The 17023-nt window shown below is 65.1% G+C and carries 20 protein-coding genes and 1 riboswitch; of the genes, 4 read left to right on the forward strand and 16 right to left on the reverse strand.

Features of this window, described 5'->3' with window-relative positions; translation table 11 throughout:
• Positions 1-425 precede the first annotated feature (425 nt).
• From ACMGGG_RS17340 to ACMGGG_RS17350, 3 genes are all read left to right on the forward strand, one after another.
• Entirely contained in the window at positions 426-650 is a 225-nt protein-coding gene (locus ACMGGG_RS17340) for a hypothetical protein (protein WP_054890933.1), read from the forward strand.
• A gap of 246 nt (positions 651-896) precedes the next feature.
• Complete coding sequence (locus tag ACMGGG_RS17345) at positions 897-1379, forward strand: hypothetical protein (RefSeq protein WP_063545838.1); 483 nt, start codon at positions 897-899, stop codon at positions 1377-1379.
• Between the two features lie 145 nt (positions 1380-1524).
• Complete coding sequence (locus ACMGGG_RS17350; RefSeq protein ID WP_063545839.1) at positions 1525-2787, forward strand: OmpP1/FadL family transporter; 1263 nt, start codon at positions 1525-1527, stop codon at positions 2785-2787.
• Between the two features lie 43 nt (positions 2788-2830).
• Here ACMGGG_RS17350 and ACMGGG_RS17355 read toward each other — a convergent pair whose 3' ends face one another.
• Positions 2831-3760, reverse strand: a complete 930-nt coding sequence (locus ACMGGG_RS17355; RefSeq protein ID WP_054890936.1) for a LysR family transcriptional regulator — start codon at positions 3758-3760, stop codon at positions 2831-2833.
• Between the two features lie 118 nt (positions 3761-3878).
• Here ACMGGG_RS17355 and ACMGGG_RS17360 point away from each other — a divergent pair, with 118 nt between their 5' ends.
• Positions 3879-4136 (forward strand): DUF2798 domain-containing protein, encoded by a 258-nt coding sequence (locus ACMGGG_RS17360; RefSeq protein ID WP_063545840.1) that lies wholly within the window; start codon positions 3879-3881, stop codon positions 4134-4136.
• A gap of 24 nt (positions 4137-4160) precedes the next feature.
• Here the strand turns inward: ACMGGG_RS17360 and ACMGGG_RS17365 are convergent, their stop codons facing one another.
• From ACMGGG_RS17365 to cobO, 15 genes are all read right to left on the reverse strand, one after another.
• The gene (locus ACMGGG_RS17365; RefSeq protein WP_063545841.1) at positions 4161-4712 is read right to left on the reverse strand and encodes a glutathione peroxidase; all 552 of its coding nucleotides are present in this window, start codon (positions 4710-4712) and stop codon (positions 4161-4163) included.
• A gap of 41 nt (positions 4713-4753) precedes the next feature.
• Positions 4754-4876: a hypothetical protein gene (locus ACMGGG_RS17370; protein WP_256673900.1), complete on the reverse strand. Its 123-nt coding sequence runs from the start codon at positions 4874-4876 to the stop codon at positions 4754-4756.
• A complete protein-coding gene (locus ACMGGG_RS17375; protein ID WP_414154124.1) occupies positions 4873-6075 on the reverse strand; it encodes an MFS transporter in 1203 nt (400 codons plus the stop codon). The genes ACMGGG_RS17370 and ACMGGG_RS17375 overlap by 4 nt, the downstream gene beginning before the upstream one ends.
• Positions 6076-6138: 63 nt before the next feature.
• Positions 6139-6543 (reverse strand): MarR family winged helix-turn-helix transcriptional regulator, encoded by a 405-nt coding sequence (locus tag ACMGGG_RS17380; protein WP_414154125.1) that lies wholly within the window; start codon positions 6541-6543, stop codon positions 6139-6141.
• Between the two features lie 53 nt (positions 6544-6596).
• The gene (locus ACMGGG_RS17385) at positions 6597-7775 is read right to left on the reverse strand and encodes a glycoside hydrolase family 5 protein (protein ID WP_414154126.1); all 1179 of its coding nucleotides are present in this window, start codon (positions 7773-7775) and stop codon (positions 6597-6599) included.
• A gap of 106 nt (positions 7776-7881) precedes the next feature.
• A complete protein-coding gene (locus ACMGGG_RS17390; protein ID WP_112898972.1) occupies positions 7882-8616 on the reverse strand; it encodes an adenosylcobinamide-GDP ribazoletransferase in 735 nt (244 codons plus the stop codon).
• Positions 8616-9185 (reverse strand): alpha-ribazole phosphatase family protein, encoded by a 570-nt coding sequence (gene cobC / locus ACMGGG_RS17395; RefSeq protein WP_112898973.1) that lies wholly within the window; start codon positions 9183-9185, stop codon positions 8616-8618. The genes ACMGGG_RS17390 and cobC overlap by 1 nt, the downstream gene beginning before the upstream one ends.
• A complete protein-coding gene (gene cobT / locus ACMGGG_RS17400; protein ID WP_414154127.1) occupies positions 9182-10237 on the reverse strand; it encodes a nicotinate-nucleotide--dimethylbenzimidazole phosphoribosyltransferase in 1056 nt (351 codons plus the stop codon). Before cobT ends, cobC begins: the two co-directional genes overlap by 4 nt.
• Positions 10234-10755, reverse strand: a complete 522-nt coding sequence (cobU, locus tag ACMGGG_RS17405) for a bifunctional adenosylcobinamide kinase/adenosylcobinamide-phosphate guanylyltransferase (protein ID WP_414154128.1) — start codon at positions 10753-10755, stop codon at positions 10234-10236. Before cobU ends, cobT begins: the two co-directional genes overlap by 4 nt.
• 1 nt (position 10756) lies before the next feature.
• On the reverse strand, positions 10757-12211 hold the full coding sequence (locus ACMGGG_RS17410) for a cobyric acid synthase (RefSeq protein ID WP_414154129.1): 1455 nt from the start codon (positions 12209-12211) through the stop codon (positions 10757-10759).
• Entirely contained in the window at positions 12208-13200 is a 993-nt protein-coding gene (gene cobD / locus ACMGGG_RS17415) for a threonine-phosphate decarboxylase CobD (protein ID WP_414154130.1), read from the reverse strand. Before cobD ends, ACMGGG_RS17410 begins: the two co-directional genes overlap by 4 nt.
• Positions 13193-14101 (reverse strand): adenosylcobinamide-phosphate synthase CbiB, encoded by a 909-nt coding sequence (gene cbiB / locus ACMGGG_RS17420; RefSeq protein ID WP_063545850.1) that lies wholly within the window; start codon positions 14099-14101, stop codon positions 13193-13195. The genes cobD and cbiB overlap by 8 nt, the downstream gene beginning before the upstream one ends.
• Complete coding sequence (bluB, locus tag ACMGGG_RS17425; protein ID WP_054890947.1) at positions 14098-14748, reverse strand: 5,6-dimethylbenzimidazole synthase; 651 nt, start codon at positions 14746-14748, stop codon at positions 14098-14100. Before bluB ends, cbiB begins: the two co-directional genes overlap by 4 nt.
• The gene (locus tag ACMGGG_RS17430; protein WP_414154131.1) at positions 14745-16043 is read right to left on the reverse strand and encodes a cobyrinate a,c-diamide synthase; all 1299 of its coding nucleotides are present in this window, start codon (positions 16041-16043) and stop codon (positions 14745-14747) included. The genes bluB and ACMGGG_RS17430 overlap by 4 nt, the downstream gene beginning before the upstream one ends.
• The gene (gene cobO, locus ACMGGG_RS17435) at positions 16040-16651 is read right to left on the reverse strand and encodes a cob(I)yrinic acid a,c-diamide adenosyltransferase (RefSeq protein ID WP_054890949.1); all 612 of its coding nucleotides are present in this window, start codon (positions 16649-16651) and stop codon (positions 16040-16042) included. Before cobO ends, ACMGGG_RS17430 begins: the two co-directional genes overlap by 4 nt.
• Before the next feature lie 144 nt (positions 16652-16795).
• A riboswitch (cobalamin riboswitch) is annotated at positions 16796-17016 on the reverse strand.
• Positions 17017-17023: the final 7 nt, after the last annotated feature.

Below are 17023 nucleotides of genomic sequence, written 5' to 3' on the forward strand. Positions count from 1 at the left end.
CTGAAGAAAAATCAAAAAACGCTTGCCATGCCGCAAACCTTCCAGTAGTGTGGCCGCCGTTAGTACCAAGCTGAACGTCAATTCTGGCCGCAACGTCCTTGCGAATGGCCACCCTCCCCGGGTAGCACCGCTGAAACCAGGACCGGCCCACTCGATGATTCCCTCGACGGCAACAGCCGCTCCAGCACGAATCACCTAATGACAGATTGATCGGGATCTTCACCCAGTGGCCTCGAACCTGGTCCGTGGGATGCTGCCCGCCTTCCGAAGTACCTACCAGTCAGCCCGGCGCCTTACTTGTGCTTGCGCTACCTCTGGCTGCTCTGTTCCGGTCAGGTTTTTCGCCTCCCTTAATAAAGGCGTCACCGGAACGTTTCTATTGTGCACGGATCGAATCCCGTGTCTTGAGCAGGAAATCTAAAAAAATGACTAATCACCATCAGATCCAGCGCGCCTTCGGCACGCTTTCTCAGGCCTTCGCCCCACTGAAGTGCCTCATCGTTGCCCCTCGCAAGGGCAGCTTCAGCTTCACCCTGGTCGACGAACACGGCGTGGCCTGCCACACCGAGCGCCTGTATCCAGAGCAATACACCCACGCAGAGCCGCTGCAGGCAGTGATCGATCGCACCCGCCAGTCGTTGGTCGCATGAATGAATGGGTGAGGATTCACCCCATGAATGACCGCCCTTGATTGCTGCCCGAAACGCTCTTTGCTTAATTGCCACAAGGCATATGGCAGAGGCGCTGCGGCAGCAATCGATTTAAAAACAGCCCTTTACACCATGATTATCACACTACACTTCAACTCGAGCGGTGCGAGCCGCTTCCGGCGGGCCTGATCATCCATTAGCTGCCAAGCTCCAGCGCCCGTCGGCCCCTGACAGTTCGAGGGCATCATGGGTATCGCTGCGAACGAGTTGAATCAATATGTGATCCGCCCCACGCTGATCTACCTGGATCGCCATAGCGCGAGCGCCGAAGCCTTGCTGCTGGGCGTCGCAGCTAGCCAGTCCAGCCTTGGAGCAGCCCTGCATGACCGTCGCGGTCACGGCTTGTACAGGATCGGCGAGACGCGCCATCAAACGCTCTGGGACGATTACCTGGCACGCGATCCCGAGCTGGCGAGCCTGATACGCGGGCTTGCCAGTCAGCATGCCTTCCTTGGCGGCCCGCACTTGGAACTGACCGTCAACCTGCGCTATGCCACTGCCATCGCATGGATGCTCATCGAAGAGCAAGCCACGCCTCTACCCGCCCCCGACGATCTTCTAGGGCTCGCACGAATCTGGCGACAGACATTCCACCCCCAGGGACGCCTGCGCGACTTCACGCAGGCCTGGCACTGCTGGGTAAATCCGATAATGTCCCAGGCATCTTAAGAACCGTCCTACAAGCAAACCGGAAAAAAGGGAATTTTGGTCGGATTGTCCTACAAAACCGCTCTATCTCCGCCGATACAGGCTATGGCGTAGTGCGTGATTTGTTGGTAGCTTTTCGCCCCGGAGATCCCAAGGAGTTCTAATAATGAAAACAGTCATGCTCAAAACCTCTCTCGGCGTCGCTATCGCGCTCGCTTCCAGCCAACTGTTCGCCAGCGGCTTCGCCCTCAACGAACAGAGCGTCAGTGGCATGGGGACAGGTTTTGCGGGTCGTTCTTCCTCTGCCGACGATGCCAGCACCATTTACGGAAACCCTGCCGGCATGTCGCGCCTCAAGCGCGAACAAATCACCGTAGGCGGCGCAGCCGTCATCGCCAAGACCGACATTTCCGGCCGCGGCAGCAACCTGGGCGGGAAAATGGACGGTGACATGGTGCCGTTCGTAGGCGTGCCCATGGGCTACTATGTCAAGCCAATCGACGATCACTGGAGCCTGGGCTTCGGCGTCTACGTGCCCTTCGGCCTGGTCACCGACTACGGCAGCAACCACGCGGCACGCTACTGGGGCAAGAAGAGCCACGTCGAAGTGGTCACCTTCCAGCCGACCGTCAGCTACGCCTTCAACGACAAGGTGTCGATCGGTTTCGGCCCGACCATCAACCGCATCAAGGGCGAGCTGGGTTCGAGCACCATCAACCCGCGCTCCCCTGGCCGCAACGATGGCGAAGTGAAGATCAAGGGTGATGACACCGCCGTTGGCTACAACATCGGTATCCTGGTCCAGGCCACCGACCGCACCCGCCTCGGCCTGACCTACCATTCGATGGTCGACTACAAGCTCGAAGGCAAGACCAAGATCAACAACGCGTTGATCGGCCCGTTCAGCGGCAGCAAATTCGACGCCGACCTGAAGATCAAGACGCCCGAGTCGGTGGACTTCTCGGTCACCCACGAACTCGACGACCAGTGGACCCTGTACGCAGGCAGCACCTGGACCCGTTGGAGCCGTTTGAAGGACATCACCGTCACCAACGACGTCCCTGCACCGCTGGCCGGCCAGTTCGGCACCATCAGCGAAGAGCAGAACTGGCACGACACCTGGGCTCACGCCATCGGTGCCTCGTACAAGGTGAACAAGGAGTGGACCCTGCGCACCGGCTTCACCGTCGACCAGTCGCCAACCAACAACCACGACCGCTCTCCGCGCATCCCTACTGGCGATCGCAAGATCTTCAGCCTGGGTGCCGGCTATAGCCCGACCGACGACGTGACCATCGACGTGGCCTACTCCTACCTGTGGGAAGAGGACACCAAGGTGAACCTGGCCAGCGCCACCAAAGGTACCTACCAGGCCAAGTACGAGAACAGCGCTCACGGCATCGGAGCGTCGCTCACCTACCGCTTCTGAGTGGGTTCAGGCTGCATGAAAAACCGCCTTCGTGGCGGTTTTTTCATGCCTGCACGCGCCAATGCTCGCCAAGGCTCGCCTGCAGGTACTCCATGAATACCCGCACTTTGGTGGTCATGGCAAAGCGATCGGCCACGCACAGGAACACATCCATCGGTTCGGTCTGCGCATAGGCCTCGCCGGGTTGGGCAGAGTCGAACAACGGCACCAACTGACCGCTGTCCAGGTGCGGACGCACAAGGAACTCGGCCAGGCGCGTCACCCCACCATCGTTGAGCGCCATTTCCGCCAGGGCCTCGATGTCGTCGCTGATCAACACATTGTCGAACTCCGCCTCGAAGCGCATGCCATCACGCACGAAGCCCCAGCGCAGCAGGCGACCATCGACCGGATAACGCAACACCAGGCAGCGATGATCACGCAGCGCCTCGGGCGTGGTCGGTCGGCCAGCCCTGGCCAGATATCCCGGCGAGGCGCAACAGATGAACGGAATCCGGGCGATATGTCGCGCCAGCAGATGATCTTCCAGCTGCGGCGTGATACGCAGACTGACATCGACATCTTCGCGGGCATGACTGACCCGGCGATCACTCGCAACCATTTCTATCGAAAGCAGCGGATAACGTGCACTGAAGGCAGGAATCAGGGGCGCCAGGATGCGGCGCCCGAATGCCGATGAGGCGGCAATGCACAAGCGCCCCTGCGGCTCGGTATCGGGAGTGGTGACCTCCTGTTCGGCCAGGATCAGGTCACGTTCCACATGCTTGACCCGGCTGTAATACTGGCTGCCAGCAGGCGTGAGCGCCATGCTGCGCGTGCTGCGCGACAGCAGGCGGACCTGCAGGTGCGCCTCCAGGCGCGCCAGGTTCTGGCTGACCGCTGCCGCACTCAGGCCCAGTGTGCGCGCAGCACCGGCAATGCTGCCGGCCTCGACGACCTTGATGAAACTGCGGATGGCATTGAGCAGATCCATGGCTGGGCTCTTGGGATTCGTAAGAATCTCTTTATAAAGAACTCAACCCGGCTGGTCTACAGCGCACAACTGACCATTGTTAACCTGCGCTTCTCATGTCCAACCGAGAGGCGCCCTCATGACCCCTTTGCCCCAGCCACGCCGTCGCAAGCTCCGCGCCAGTGCCACACCCTATGTCTTCGCGTTCTACATGTCGGCGATCATGGCGATGCTGATGTGCTTCGTGATCACCGCTGCCACGACCGGCATCGACCAGGACTACTTGCGCAAAGTGCTCCAGGCCTACCAACTGGCGATGCCGGTGGCGTTCGTCTGCGTGCTGATGGTACGGCCCGTGGTGATGCGCCTGGTGGCCATCACCGTGCACCCGCACTGATCGCCCGCATGAGACAGCACGGCATCAGGGCTGCGAAGCAATGGCCTTCTCGATGGCCGCCCGGAACGCCGGATCATCCGGCTTGGTCAGGCTGGAGAAATTGCCGATCACTTCGCCTCGCCGGTTCACCACATATTTGTAGAAATTCCACTTGGGTGCGCTGCTCTGCTGTGCCAGTTCGACGAACAGCGGAATCGCATCCTTGCCACGCACCGGCTGAGTCTTGGTCATGGTGAAGGTGACACCGTAGTTGGCGTAGCAGACCTTGGCGGTCTTCTCGCTGTCGGCATCTTCCTGCTTGAAGTCGTTGGAGGGCACGCCGAGCATTTCCAGCCCCTGCTCGTGATACTCCTTGTAGGCAGCCTCCAGCCCCTCGAACTGCGGCGCGAAGCCGCAGTAGCTGGCGGTATTGATCACCACCAGCGGCTTGCCAGCGTAGCGCTGGCACAGATCGACCTGGCCCTTGCCGCGTAGCTCCGGCAGGCTGCCTTGCAGCAGCGCCGGACAACCGGCGGCCCAACTGGAGGAAGTGGCCGCCAAAGCGAGCAAGGGTACTGCAAGCCAACGCGTAAGCATGTTCCCAATCTCCTACAAGACAACTCCTTGCAGGGTAGCGCTTAACAAACGCCCATGCCCAGCTGCATCAATGCCAATCCGCCCTGATGCCAGCCCCACCAGGCGAGCGCCAGCACCAGCAGCGCACCCGCCACCAGCAGCCCGCGCAGCCAGGAGCGGTTCATGCCGCCTTGGCCTGCAGACGCGCAACCGGACGTTCGCGCACCGGCCAATTGAGGGCCGCCGCCAGCAGGCTGAGCAGAATGGAGATCTGCCAGACCAGGTCATAGCTGCCCGTGCGGTCATAGACCACCCCGCCCAGCCAGCCACCGAGGAAGGCGCCAAGCTGGTGGAACAGGAACACGATGCCCCCCAGCATCGACAGGTTACGCACCCCGAACAGGGTCGCCACCGTGCCGTTGGTCAGCGGCACCGTCGACAACCACAACAGGCCCATGGCGATGCCGAACAGGTAGGCGCTGAATTCGGTCACCGGTGCCCACAGGAACAGCACGATCACCACCGCCCGCAGCAGGTACAGGCTGGTCAGCAGACGCGGCTTGGACATGCGCCCCCCCAGCCAGCCGGCGGTGTAGGTGCCGACAATGTTGAACAACCCGACCAGTGCCAGCACCGTGGTACCGATGGTCGCCGGCAAGTGCTGGTCGACCAGATAGGCCGGCAGGTGCACACCGATGAACACCACCTGGAAGCCACAGACGAAAAAGCCCAGGGCCAGCAACCAGAAACCGGAGTGCGAGCACGCCTCGCGCAGTGCCTGGCCCAGCGTCTGCTCGTCGCCTTGACTGGGTAGCGGCCGATCACGCAGCAGCCCGACGAAAGGCACGATCAGCGCCACCATCAAACCCAACACCAGCAACGCTGCCGACCAGCCCAGCCACTGGATCAGCCCAAGCGTACCCGGCAGCATGGCGAACTGGCCGAACGATCCCGCCGCGCTGGCAATACCCATGGCCATGCTGCGTTTCTCCGGCGGCACCGCACGGCCAACCACACCGAGGATTACCGAGAACGAGGTACCGGACAGCCCGATGCCGATCAGCAAGCCAGCACTCAGCGACAACGACCAGATCGAATCGGCCATGCCCATCAGTACCAGGCCGGCAGCGTAGAGAATGCCGCCAATGATCACCACCCGCGCCGCGCCCAGGCGATCGGCCAGCGCGCCGGCGAACGGCTGGGCCAAGCCCCAGATCAGGTTCTGCAGGGCAATGGCGAAGGCGAAGACTTCACGCCCCCAGCCAAAATCGGCGCTCATGGGGGCCAGGAACAGGCCAAAGCCATGTCGCACACCCAGCGACAGCGCCAGGATCAGCGCCGCCCCGAGCAGCACCCAGCCACTGGTTCGCCAAACAGAAGTCATTGTTGTTGTCTCCTAGCCATCGCAAGGTTTGTGCGGGTATATACCCGCTTTATAGGGCACATTTCAGGCCAAACGCTCCAGCAAGCGAACCAGTTCATCGCGCTGCTTCTCGCCAAGATGCTCGACCAACTGTAGCTGAGCCTGCTCCCAGGCAGGATGTGCGGCAGCCAGGCACGCCTTGCCTGCTTCGGTCAGGCACACCAGGCGATTGCGCTGGTCGCTGCCCTCGCCGAGCGTCACCAGCCCGTCAGCTTCCAGCACACGCAGGTTGCGGCCCAGGGTACTGCGATCCAGGCCCATGGCCTCAGCCAGGCTGGTAATACTCGGCTGGTCGAGCCGCTGCAGATGACGCAACAAGGAAAACTGCGCGACATTGATCCCGAAATCCCCCAAGGCTTCGTCGTAATGTCGGCTCACCCCACGGGCGGCACGACGTAGATGGGTGCAGATGCATTCACTGGTCAACATAAATGCGTGTATATACCCGCACCTTGGATGTTGCAAGAAGTTTCTGCGCCTGCTCAGGGCTGCAAGCGACGACGGATTGGCTCGAATGCCTCGCTGGCATGACGTACCAGCGGATCGGGCGCTCCTTCATCGATGGCTTTCCAGTAGCGCCATGGCACCTTATCGGTACCCAGCTCATAGTCCATGCCATCCCAGCTGTCCTCGCGAAAACTGTAGAAAGCCCAGTGCAGGCGCTCACGCACGAGCACTTCCAGAACGTCCTCCAGGTAGCGATGACAGCCCGGCAGGCGGCGCATGCAGCCGAACTCGCCGACCACCAGGCGTGAACGCGGGACTCGCATGGCTTCAGCCCATTGCAGCGGAAGTTGCAGATACTGTGCTACCCGCGCCGCATCCCAGTGCTCGTCACGCCCCGCGAAAGGCACGCTGCCCGGGTATTCGAACGGCCGCTTGCGCGCCAGGTTCGGCGCACTGGTGGCAGCGTAGGGTTCGTACATATGCACGCTGTACAGGACACGCGCATCTGCCAGCGGCCTTGGCCAATAGCCGAAAGCATCGGCCGCCGCATACCAGCCGGCATCGACCATCACCGGGGTCTTGTCGTCCACTTCCCGGATCGCTGCCAGCAGTCTGGCCGACAGTGCCGGCAGATCACGCGGCCCGTCCTGCTGTCGCGCATACCAGGCCTTCATCTGGTCTTGCGAGGCATGCTCCGGTAGACCACCCTGCTTTTCCGGGGCGGGCTCATTGACCAGGTTATAGGCTGCGACCGCGGGATGATCCTTCAGCGCCTCTGCCAGATCGCGCCAGAAAGTAGCGGATTGCTGCCAGTAACGCTTGTCCTGCCACAGCCGGTCGTCGAACTGGCCATGGTTGTTCTGCGACCAGCGCATGCCAGGCAGCGAGAGCGGTGCAATGACCACCTTGAGCCCGGCCTGCTGCGCGCGATCCAGCACCTGTTTCAACTCAGCGAGGTCGGCGGCGACAAGCCCGCCGTAGTGGTCGGCGTCTCCCAGAAGGAAGTCCCTGCCGGCAGGCCTCCACTTGTCGTAGGAAAGCCGCACCCAGGTGGCACCGTAGGCTTTCAGAGCATCGAAGTAGGCCTGATCCGGCGGCAGGCGATTGAAGCTGTTACCGCCATGGCGGGGGGTGTTCCAGAAGTCGATCAGGTCGGCTGCCAGTGCCGGCAGCGGTGCCAGCGCCAGCAGGCCGGCGAATATCCAGTGACGCATCGGGGCGACTCCTGACAGGGCGAAGGGATAGCGAGCGTATCCCCGTCACCAACAAGACGCTTCGCCAATGAGTGAAGGATATTTCTGGATCGATCGTCCGCGATCATCAACCCAGCAGCGCCAACCCCAGCACCACGCCCAGTTCCAGCAACTCCAGCAGTGCACCCGCAGTGTCACCGGTGGTCCCGCCCAATCGGCGGCACATCTGCCGCCGCAAGAACGCAAAGACCAGCGCTGCCACCAGCAGTAGCCACAGCGCCAGCCAGCCACCCAGCACCAGACAGGCCAGCGCACTGCCCAGCAGTACCCAGCCCGCCGCACGCCTGGGCAGGTGTTCGGCCAGCGCCGAGCCCAGCCCCCCGGCACGCACATAAGGCGTACAGAGGAACAAACCGAGCATCGCAGCCCGCCCGACCACTGGTGCCAGAACCAGCCAGGCACCCGCGCCACGCTCGACCAGCACCCACAGGGCACAGAACTTCAGCAGCAGCACCAGCACCAGGGTGACCACGGCAATCGGGCCACTGCGCGGGTCTTTCATGATCTGCAAAGTGCGCTCGCGATCGCCGAAGCCACCCAACCAGGCGTCCGCGCTATCAGCCAGGCCATCCAGGTGCAGGGCGCCGCTGAGCAGCACCCACAAGGCCAGCAGCAATGCAGCCTGCAACGGTGCCGCGGCCCCCTGCAGCAGCGCGCTGGCAGCCCACAACAGCAGGCCGAACAGCAACCCGACAGCCGGGTAGAACAGCAGCGAACGGCCCATCTGCCGGGGCTCCGGCATGCCCGGCAGGCTTACCGGCAGGCTGCTGAGAAACTGCAGGGCAATCCAGAACGGCAGCATCAAACCACCTCGCGCAACTGGCCGTCGGCCTGCAGCGCCAGACGCATCAGCGCAGCGTGCCGCACCTCGACCTGCAGCAACTGCTCGCGCGGCAATCCACGGGCGCGGGCCAGCAACAGGCGCATGACACCGCCGTGGGTCACCAGCAGCACGCGCTTGCCGGAGTGTTGCCGGGCCAGGGTTTCGACCGCTGTCAGCACACGCTCGGCGAAATCGGCCACCGGCTCGCCCGCAGGCGGCGTGAAGGCGTAGGGGTCGGCCCAGAAACGCCCCAACGCGTCCGCTTCGGTCTGCATGATCTGCGCCGCGCTGCGTCCTTCCCACTCGCCAAAGTGCAGCTCGCGCACACCCGCTTCAAGTTGCACCGGCAGTTGGAGACTTGCGCCCAGTTCGTCGGCGAAACGTGCGCAACGCTGCAACGGCGAACTGACCAGCACATCCCAAGGCCCACCCACCGCGACAGCCGCGCGCATCTGCGCCCAGCCTTGCGCGGTCAGGGCGTCGTCCAGGCTGCCGCGCAAGCCGCCGCCCAGTTCGGTCTCACCATGACGCAGCAGATCGAGGATCATGCCGGACGATCCGTCACCGCCGCTTCGGCGAAGGTCGCCATCTGCCCGTGCAGGGCGCAGGCCAGGCGCATCAGCGGCACCGCCAGCGCAGCACCACTGCCCTCGCCCAGGCGCAACCCGAGGGCCAGCAACGGTTCTGCCTGCAGCGCCTCGAGCAAGGCACGATGTCCAGGCTCGGCGCCCTGGTGGGCGAACAGCAGCCACTGGCGACACTGCGGATTGAGGCGCACGGCAACCAAGGCCGCGACGCTGCAGATGAAGCCGTCGACCAGCACCGCGATCCCACTCTGCGCGCAGGCCAGGTATGCACCCGCCAGCGCGGCGATCTCGAAACCACCGACGCAGGCCAATGCCCGCAGCGGGTCACCGTCCTGCAGGCCATGCAGTGCCAAGGCTCGCTCGATCACCTCGGCCTTGTGCCGCACCCCAGCACTGTCGAGCCCAGTACCCGGGCCGCTCAGGGCATCGGCCGGGCACCCCAGCAATGCGCTGGCCAGGGCTGCCGCTGCCGTAGTGTTGCCAATCCCCATCTCGCCACCGATGAACAGCTGTGCGCCCTGGCCTGCGGCGCGCAAGGCACTGTCGCGCCCGGCCGCGAGCGCGGCGCGCAGTTGCGCGTCGGTCATCGCCGGCTGGCGGGCGAAGTTGGCAGTGCCGGCGCCAAGGCGCAGGTGATGCACGCCCGGCAATTGCAGTTCCGGGTCGATGGTCCCCAGGTCGACCACGTCCAGCGTCGCCTCCAATTGACGCGCCAACACACTGATCGCCGCCCCACCGCCGACGAAATTGCGCAACATCTGGCCAGTCACAGCCTGGGGATAGGCGGAGATACCCTCCTCCACCACGCCATGGTCACCGGCAAACAAGCCGATCGCCACGCGCTCGAGGGTCGGACGCTCGCGGCCTTGCAGGCCGGCCAGGGTAATCGCCAGCGCTTCCAGTTGGCCCAGCGATCCGGCGGGTTTGGTCAGTTGCTGCTGACGGGTGCGCGCCTGCTCCATGGCATCGTTGTCGAGGGGTTGGCAGGCATCGAGCCACCAGGAGGTGTTCATAGAGCAGGTCCTTTGAGCATGAGAGGAAGGCCGGCAACCGTGAGCACCACGCGCTCACAGCGTTCGGCCACGGCCTGGTGCAGCCAGCCGGCCAGGTCGACGTAACGGCGGGTCAGCTCGCCCATGGGCACCACGCCCAGGCCGGTTTCGTTGCTGACCAGGATCAGCGTGCCGGGCAGGCTGGCCAGGCAGTCGAGCAGCGCGTCACGCTCCTCGACCAGGCGCTGCGGGTCATCGAGCATCAGCAGATTGGTCAGCCACAGGGTCAGGCAATCCACCAGCAGGCAGCGCCCTTCATCTGCTTCGGCGCGCAGCACGCGGGCCAGGGCCAGAGGCTCTTCGATCAGCCCCCAGTCAGAGGGCCGGCGCTCGCGGTGCAGGCGCACGCGTTCATTCATCTCGCCGTCCAGCGGCTCGCTGGTGGCGATATAGGTGACCGGCAATCCACTGGCCACGGCCAGTTGCTCGGCCAGGCGGCTCTTGCCCGAGCGGGCACCACCGAGGATCAGGTTGCGCATCTCAGGCCACTCCACACAAGGCGCGCAACCGCGCGGTGTCCAGGTGCTGCTCGATGAGGTCGGCCAGGCGTTCGATATCGCGTTCGCGCAGCGCCTCGTAATCGACCACCTCGACGTCATCCAGCCCGGCCCAGCGCAGCAGCGCGGCGCACGACTGGCTACCCTCGAACAAACCGTGCAGGTAGGTGGCGAGGATCTGCCCGTCAGCGCTGATCGCGCCATCGGCACGCCCATCTGCGAGCATCACCGCAGGCTGCTCCAGCGCAGGCCCCTGGGTGACACCTGCATGAATCTCGTAGCCCGACACCGGTGCCTGCTCGAGGCTCAGCACGCCTTCGACATTGCGCAGCTGCTTTTCGGCTTCCAGCACGGTGGCGTAGTCGAACAGGCCCAGCCCAGCGCTCGAACCCGCCGGCCCTTCCAGCCCCAGCGGGTCGTGCACCTGGCGCCCCAGCATCTGCAGCCCGCCGCAGATGCCGATGAGCTTGCCGCCGTAACGCAGGTGACGGGCAATGGCGCTGTCCCAACCGCGCTCGCGCAACTGCGCCAGGTCACCGCGCACGCTCTTGGAGCCGGGCAGGATGATCAGGTCGGCAGGCGGAATCGGCTGGCCGGGGCCAATGAACTGCAAGTCCACCTGCGGGTGCAGGCGCAGCGGGTCGAAGTCGGTGTGGTTGCTGATGCGCGGCAATACCGGAACGATCACCTTGAGCACGCGATCGCCCTTGAACGACTGGCGCCGGTCGATGCCGTCCTCGGCCTCCAGGTGCAGGTCGGTAACGTAGGGCAACACGCCCAGCACCGGTTTGCCGGTACGCTGCTCGAGCCAGTCCAGGCCCGGTTGCAGCAAGGCGATGTCACCGCGAAAACGGTTGATGACAAACCCCTTCACCCGCGCCTGCTCACTGGGCGACAGCAGTTCGAGGGTGCCGACCAGGTGGGCGAACACGCCGCCACGGTTGATGTCGGCAACCAGGATCACCGGGCAGTCCACCGCCTCGGCAAATCCCATGTTGGCGATATCGCCGGCCCGCAGGTTGATCTCGGCAGGCGAGCCTGCGCCTTCGACCATCACCACCGGGTAGGCAGCGCTCAGGCGCTGGTGCGAGGCCAGGACCGCCTGCATGGCGATGGCCTTGTAGTCGTGATAGGCGACGGCGTTCATGCTGGTCACCGCGCGGCCATGGACGATGACCTGGGCGCCGGTGTCGCTGTTGGGCTTGAGCAGTACCGGGTTCATGTCGGTATGCGGCGCCAGCCGGCAGGCCTGGGCCTGCACCGCCTGGGCGCGGCCAATCTCGCCACCGTCGGCGGTCACCGCGCTGTTGAGCGCCATGTTCTGCGGCTTGAACGGCACCACGCCGACACCCTGGCGCAACAGCCAGCGGCACAGGGCGGTGACCAGCGTGCTCTTGCCGGCATCGGAGGTGGTGCCTTGCACCATGAGGGTGGTCATGCCGATTCCTTCTGGTAGTCCTGCAGCGCCTGGCGCAGGCGCTGTTCATTCGCCGCACTGGCAGGCAAGCCGAGACGCACGGCGGCAGGCGCCTCGAACAGGCGCACGAGAATGCCACGGCGGGCGAGAAAGCCGTGAAGCTGGGCGGCGCGGGGATCGCGCAAGTACTGGAACAGGTCGCAGCCGCCAGTGGCGGGCAAGCCAGACTCGGCCAGCAGTGCTGCAAGGCGTGCGCTGGCTTCGGCGCAGCGCACGATCTGCGCCCGCTGCGCCTGGCCATCGGCAAGGCACGACTGGCCGATGATCCGGGTCGGGCCGCTGACCGTCCACGGCCCCAACATCTCGGCCAGGCGCTGCAGCAGTGGCGCCTCGGCCATGGCGAAGCCCAGGCGCACACCGGCCAAACCAAAGAACTTGCCGAACGAACGCAGCACGATCAATCCGCCACGCCCGCTCTGATCGGTGATGCTGTGTGCCGGGGTGTTGTCCATGAACGCCTCGTCCACCACCAGCCAGCCGCCGCGTCGAGCCAGGCGTGCGTGCCAGTCGAGCAGGCGCTCGCGCGGCACGCAGCGCCCCGTGGGGTTGTTCGGGTTGACCAGCAGCAGCACATCGAGGCGGTCCAGGGCCGCTTCAACCTGGTCGTCATCGAGCTCGACAAGCTCATGCCCGGCGCGCTGCCAGGCATGCGGATGTTCGGCATAGCACGGCGACAACACGCCGACCCGCCCGCGCGTGCGCAAGTGCGGCAAGGCCTGGATCGCTGCCTGAGAGCCCGCCACCGCGAGCAGTTCATCGACACCGTAGTAGGCGCGCGCGGCCTGCTCCAGGCCGTCCTCGACCTCAGGCAGGCGCGCCCAGGCATCCAGCGGAATCGATGGAATGGAGAAGGACCAGGGGGCGATACCGCTGGACAGGTCGAGCCAGTCTTCGCGTGCGATACCGTACTGGTGCACAGCACGCAGCAGGCGGCCACCATGTTCAAGCATAGAGCCAGGCCCCCGTGCAGATCACCAGCAGCCACAGCCATACGCCGCGCTGCACCAGGCTCCAGCCGCGCTCGATGGCATCGGCGTCGGCCACCGGCCCCTCGCCCAGACGCGCTCGTTCGTGCAGCTCACCGTGGTACACCGCCGGACCTCCCAGCTCCACGCCGAGGGCACCGGCCCCTGCGGCCATCACCGGGCCTGCGTTGGGGCTGTCCCACAGCGGCGCCTGGTTGCGCCAGCAACTGAGCGCCAGGCGAGTCTTGCCCAGCAATGCGTAGGTCAAGGCCACCAGCCTGGCCGGCAGGTAGTTGAGTACATCGTCGATACGCGCTGCGGCCCAGCCGAAGCGCTCGAAACGTTCGTTGCGATAACCCCACATGGCATCCAGAGTATTGCTCAGGCGGTACAGCACCACGCCCGGCGCACCGGCCACGACGAACCAGAACAGCGCGGCGAATACCGCATCGCTGCCATTCTCCAGCACCGACTCGGTCGCGGCGCGGGCCACGGCAGACTCGTCGAGCTCGCGGGTCTCGCGGCTGACCAGATAGCCCACCCGCCGCCGTGCTTCATCCAGATCCCCTTGGCGCAGGGCCTGGGCCACGGGCAATACATGCTCGCCCAGGCTGCGCATCCCCAGCGCGCAATACAGCGCCAGGGCGTCCACCAGCCAACCGATGTAGGGCAGCCACGACAGGATCAGCGCCACCAGGGTCAGGGGCACCACGGCCAGGAACCAGGCGCTGACCCCATGGCTGCGCCAGCCGCGGCCACCGGCATTCAAGCGTTGCTCCAGACGCCCGGCGAAATTGCCGAATGCCACCAGCGGATGACGCCGCTGCGGCTCGCCCAGCAGCGCATCCAGCGCCACGCCGGCGACAGTCAGCAAGGCGATGCTCATGCCTGCTCTCCCCATTGGTTCTCGTAGAGCATCTCGCTCAGCGGCCGTTCACGCGCCCAGTCTTCCAGCACCAGCATGGGCGCCTCGTAGAATTTCGCCACCGGCCCCAGGCACAACACCGCCACAGGCTTGGCCCCGGCCGGCATGCCCAGCAGCTCGCCCAGCGCCTGCGGGTCGAACAGCGACACCCAGCCCATCCCCAGGCCTTCGGCGCGTGCGGCCAGCCAGAGGTTCTGGATCGCGCAGGCCATCGACGCCAAATCCATTTCCGGCAGGGTCCGGCGGCCAAAGATGTGCGGCTCGCGCTTGTCCATCAAGGCGGCAACCAGCACCTCGGCGCACTCGCCGATGCCTTCGACCTTGAGCTGCATGAAGGCGTCGGAGCGCTCGCCGAGGGCCTCGGCGGTGCGAATCCGCTCCTCCTCCACTAGCGCCTGGATGCGCAGGCGCAGATCGCGCTGGCTGATACGAATGAAGCGCCAGGGCTGCATCAGTCCGACGCTGGGCGCCTGGTGCGCGGCGGCCAGCAGCCTGGCGAGCAGCTCAGGCGCCACATCGCCGCCGATGAAGTGGCGCATGTCGCGACGCTCACCGATCGCTCGGTAGACCGCAGCGCGCTCGGCCTCACTGAAAGCGTGTTCGTTCATGGTCGCAACAGCGCCGCCGCCGCATCGGGATTGGAAGGGAAATAGAAGTGCACGTAGGACGCCGTCAAGCGCCCCAGACGATAGACCGCCTCGTTGCCACGTCCGCCATTGGGGCTCAGGCCACGGGCGATGGGCGCAAGCTCGGTGGTGGTCAGCGAGTGGTGGTAGGTATGGCCACGCAGGGTGCCTTCAGGCAATTCGACGGCCTGCAGCGCCAACGCGGCGAGGCGCTTCTGCATCACGGCCTCGCCGGGCAACAGGCCCAGCAGCTCGGCACGTTCGCCCGCAACGTCGGTCAAGGCCTCAAGCAGGTAGAGCATGCCGCCGCATTCGGCCAACAAGGGTTTGCCTTCGTCATGGTGGCCGCGGATCGCCTCGCGCATCGGCGCGTTGGCCGCCAGGGCGTGGTGATGCAGTTCGGGGTAGCCGCCGGGCAAATACAGGCTGTCGACTGCAGGCAGGTGCCGGTCGTGCAAGGGCGAGAAGAACACGAGCTCCGCGCCCTGATCGCGCAGCAGGTCGAGGTTGGCGCCATAGAGGAAGGCGAACGCCTCGTCGCGGGCTACACCGATGCGCACACCGGCAAGGCTTGCGGTCAAGGGGGCGGCGTGTGGTTCGACAAAGGCCACCGGCGGCGGCAAGGCAGCATCGCAGCTGGCGCCCAAGGCCTCGGCGGCAGCGTCCAGACGTGCATCCAGATCGTTCAGCTCACTGGCCTGGACCAGGCCGAGGTGACGGCTGGGCAACTCGATGCCGCGCTCGCGAGACAACCCGCCATACCAGCGCAAACCTTCGGTCAGGCTACCTTCGAGCAGTTGCGCATGGCGCAGGCTGCCGACCCGGTTGGCCAGCACGCCAGCGAATGGCAGGTCAGGCTGGTAGCGCGCCAGGCCCAGGGCCAGGGCCCCGAAGGTCTGGGCCATGGCCGTACCATCGATCACCGCCAGCACCGGCACGCCGAAATGCCGCGCCAGGTCAGCGCTCGACGGCGTACCGTCGAACAGCCCCATGACACCTTCGATGAGGATCAGGTCGGCGTCGGCGGCAGCGTCCCACAACAGACGGCGGCTCTCCTGTTCGCCAATCATCCACATGTCCAACTGGTACACCGGCGCGCCGCTGGCGCGCTCCAGGATCATCGGGTCGAGAAAATCCGGCCCGCACTTGAACACCCGCACCTTGCGCCCGAGGTTGCGGTGCAGGCGCGCCAAGGCGGCGGTGACGGTGGTCTTGCCCTGGCCGGAGGCTGGTGCGGCAATCAGCACCGCCGGGCAATGACGGGTGGCTCGACTCACAGTTCAACGCCCTTCTGTGCGCGGATACCGGCCTGGAAGGCGTGCTTGAGCATGCCCATCTCGGTCACGGTGTCGGCCAGCTCGATCATTTCCGGCTTGGCCCCGCGGCCAGTGACGATCACGTGTTGCATCGGAGGACGGGCCTGGATGTCCGAGAGCACCTGGTCCAGGTCGAGGTAGCCGTGCTTGAGGGCGATATTCAGCTCATCGAGCACTACAAACTGCACCGACGGGTCCTGCAGCAACTGGCGGGAGACGGCCCAGGCCGCCTCTGCTGCGGCGATGTCGCGCTGGCGGTCCTGGGTTTCCCAAGTGAAGCCCTCGCCCATCACGTGGTAGCGCACTTCGTTGGGAAAGCGGCGGAAGAACAGCTCCTCGCCGGTGCTGTTGCGGCCCTTGATGAACTGCACCACCCCGCACTGCATGCCATGCCCCAGCGCACGGGCAAGCATGCCGAAGGCCGAGCTGCTCTTGCCCTTGCCATTGCCAGTGAGCACCAGCAGCAGGCCGCACTCATTCGGGGAATTGGCGATACGTTCGTCGATGATCGCTTTTTTGCGCTGCATGCGTGCCAGGTGGCGTTCGTCGCGCTCGATGGATTCGCTCATCAGGGGTTCTCCGCAGGCTGTCGACGCGCCGGTCGGGCACTCGCGGGCGGGCACCAGGCAACGACAGATAAACAAGGCAGGCAGGCGAAGGGAGCGCGCAAAGGCCGTGGCGATACCACGGGGCAGCGCGCATCACCCTCCGTGATGCCGTTGACAGTGACAGGCCGGTCTCCGGGCTCGTGAGCCGGGCCTTGGCCCGAAACCGCGCGCCTTCCCGGGTGCGGACACCCAGTGGCCTTGCGCGGCCTTGACTCACCTACCGTTGCGGGGGCAGCGCCGGATTCGCGCCCTGCTGGCGCCCACCGGCTTCCCAGTTTCACCCTGCCGGAGCTGATCCGCAGAGCACCTGAAACACGCCGCGAAGGTTAGAGG

Source organism: Pseudomonas sp. BNK-44-b (assembly GCF_047456245.1).
In the GTDB taxonomy this organism is placed as follows: Bacteria; Pseudomonadota; Gammaproteobacteria; order Pseudomonadales; family Pseudomonadaceae; genus Aquipseudomonas; species Aquipseudomonas machongensis.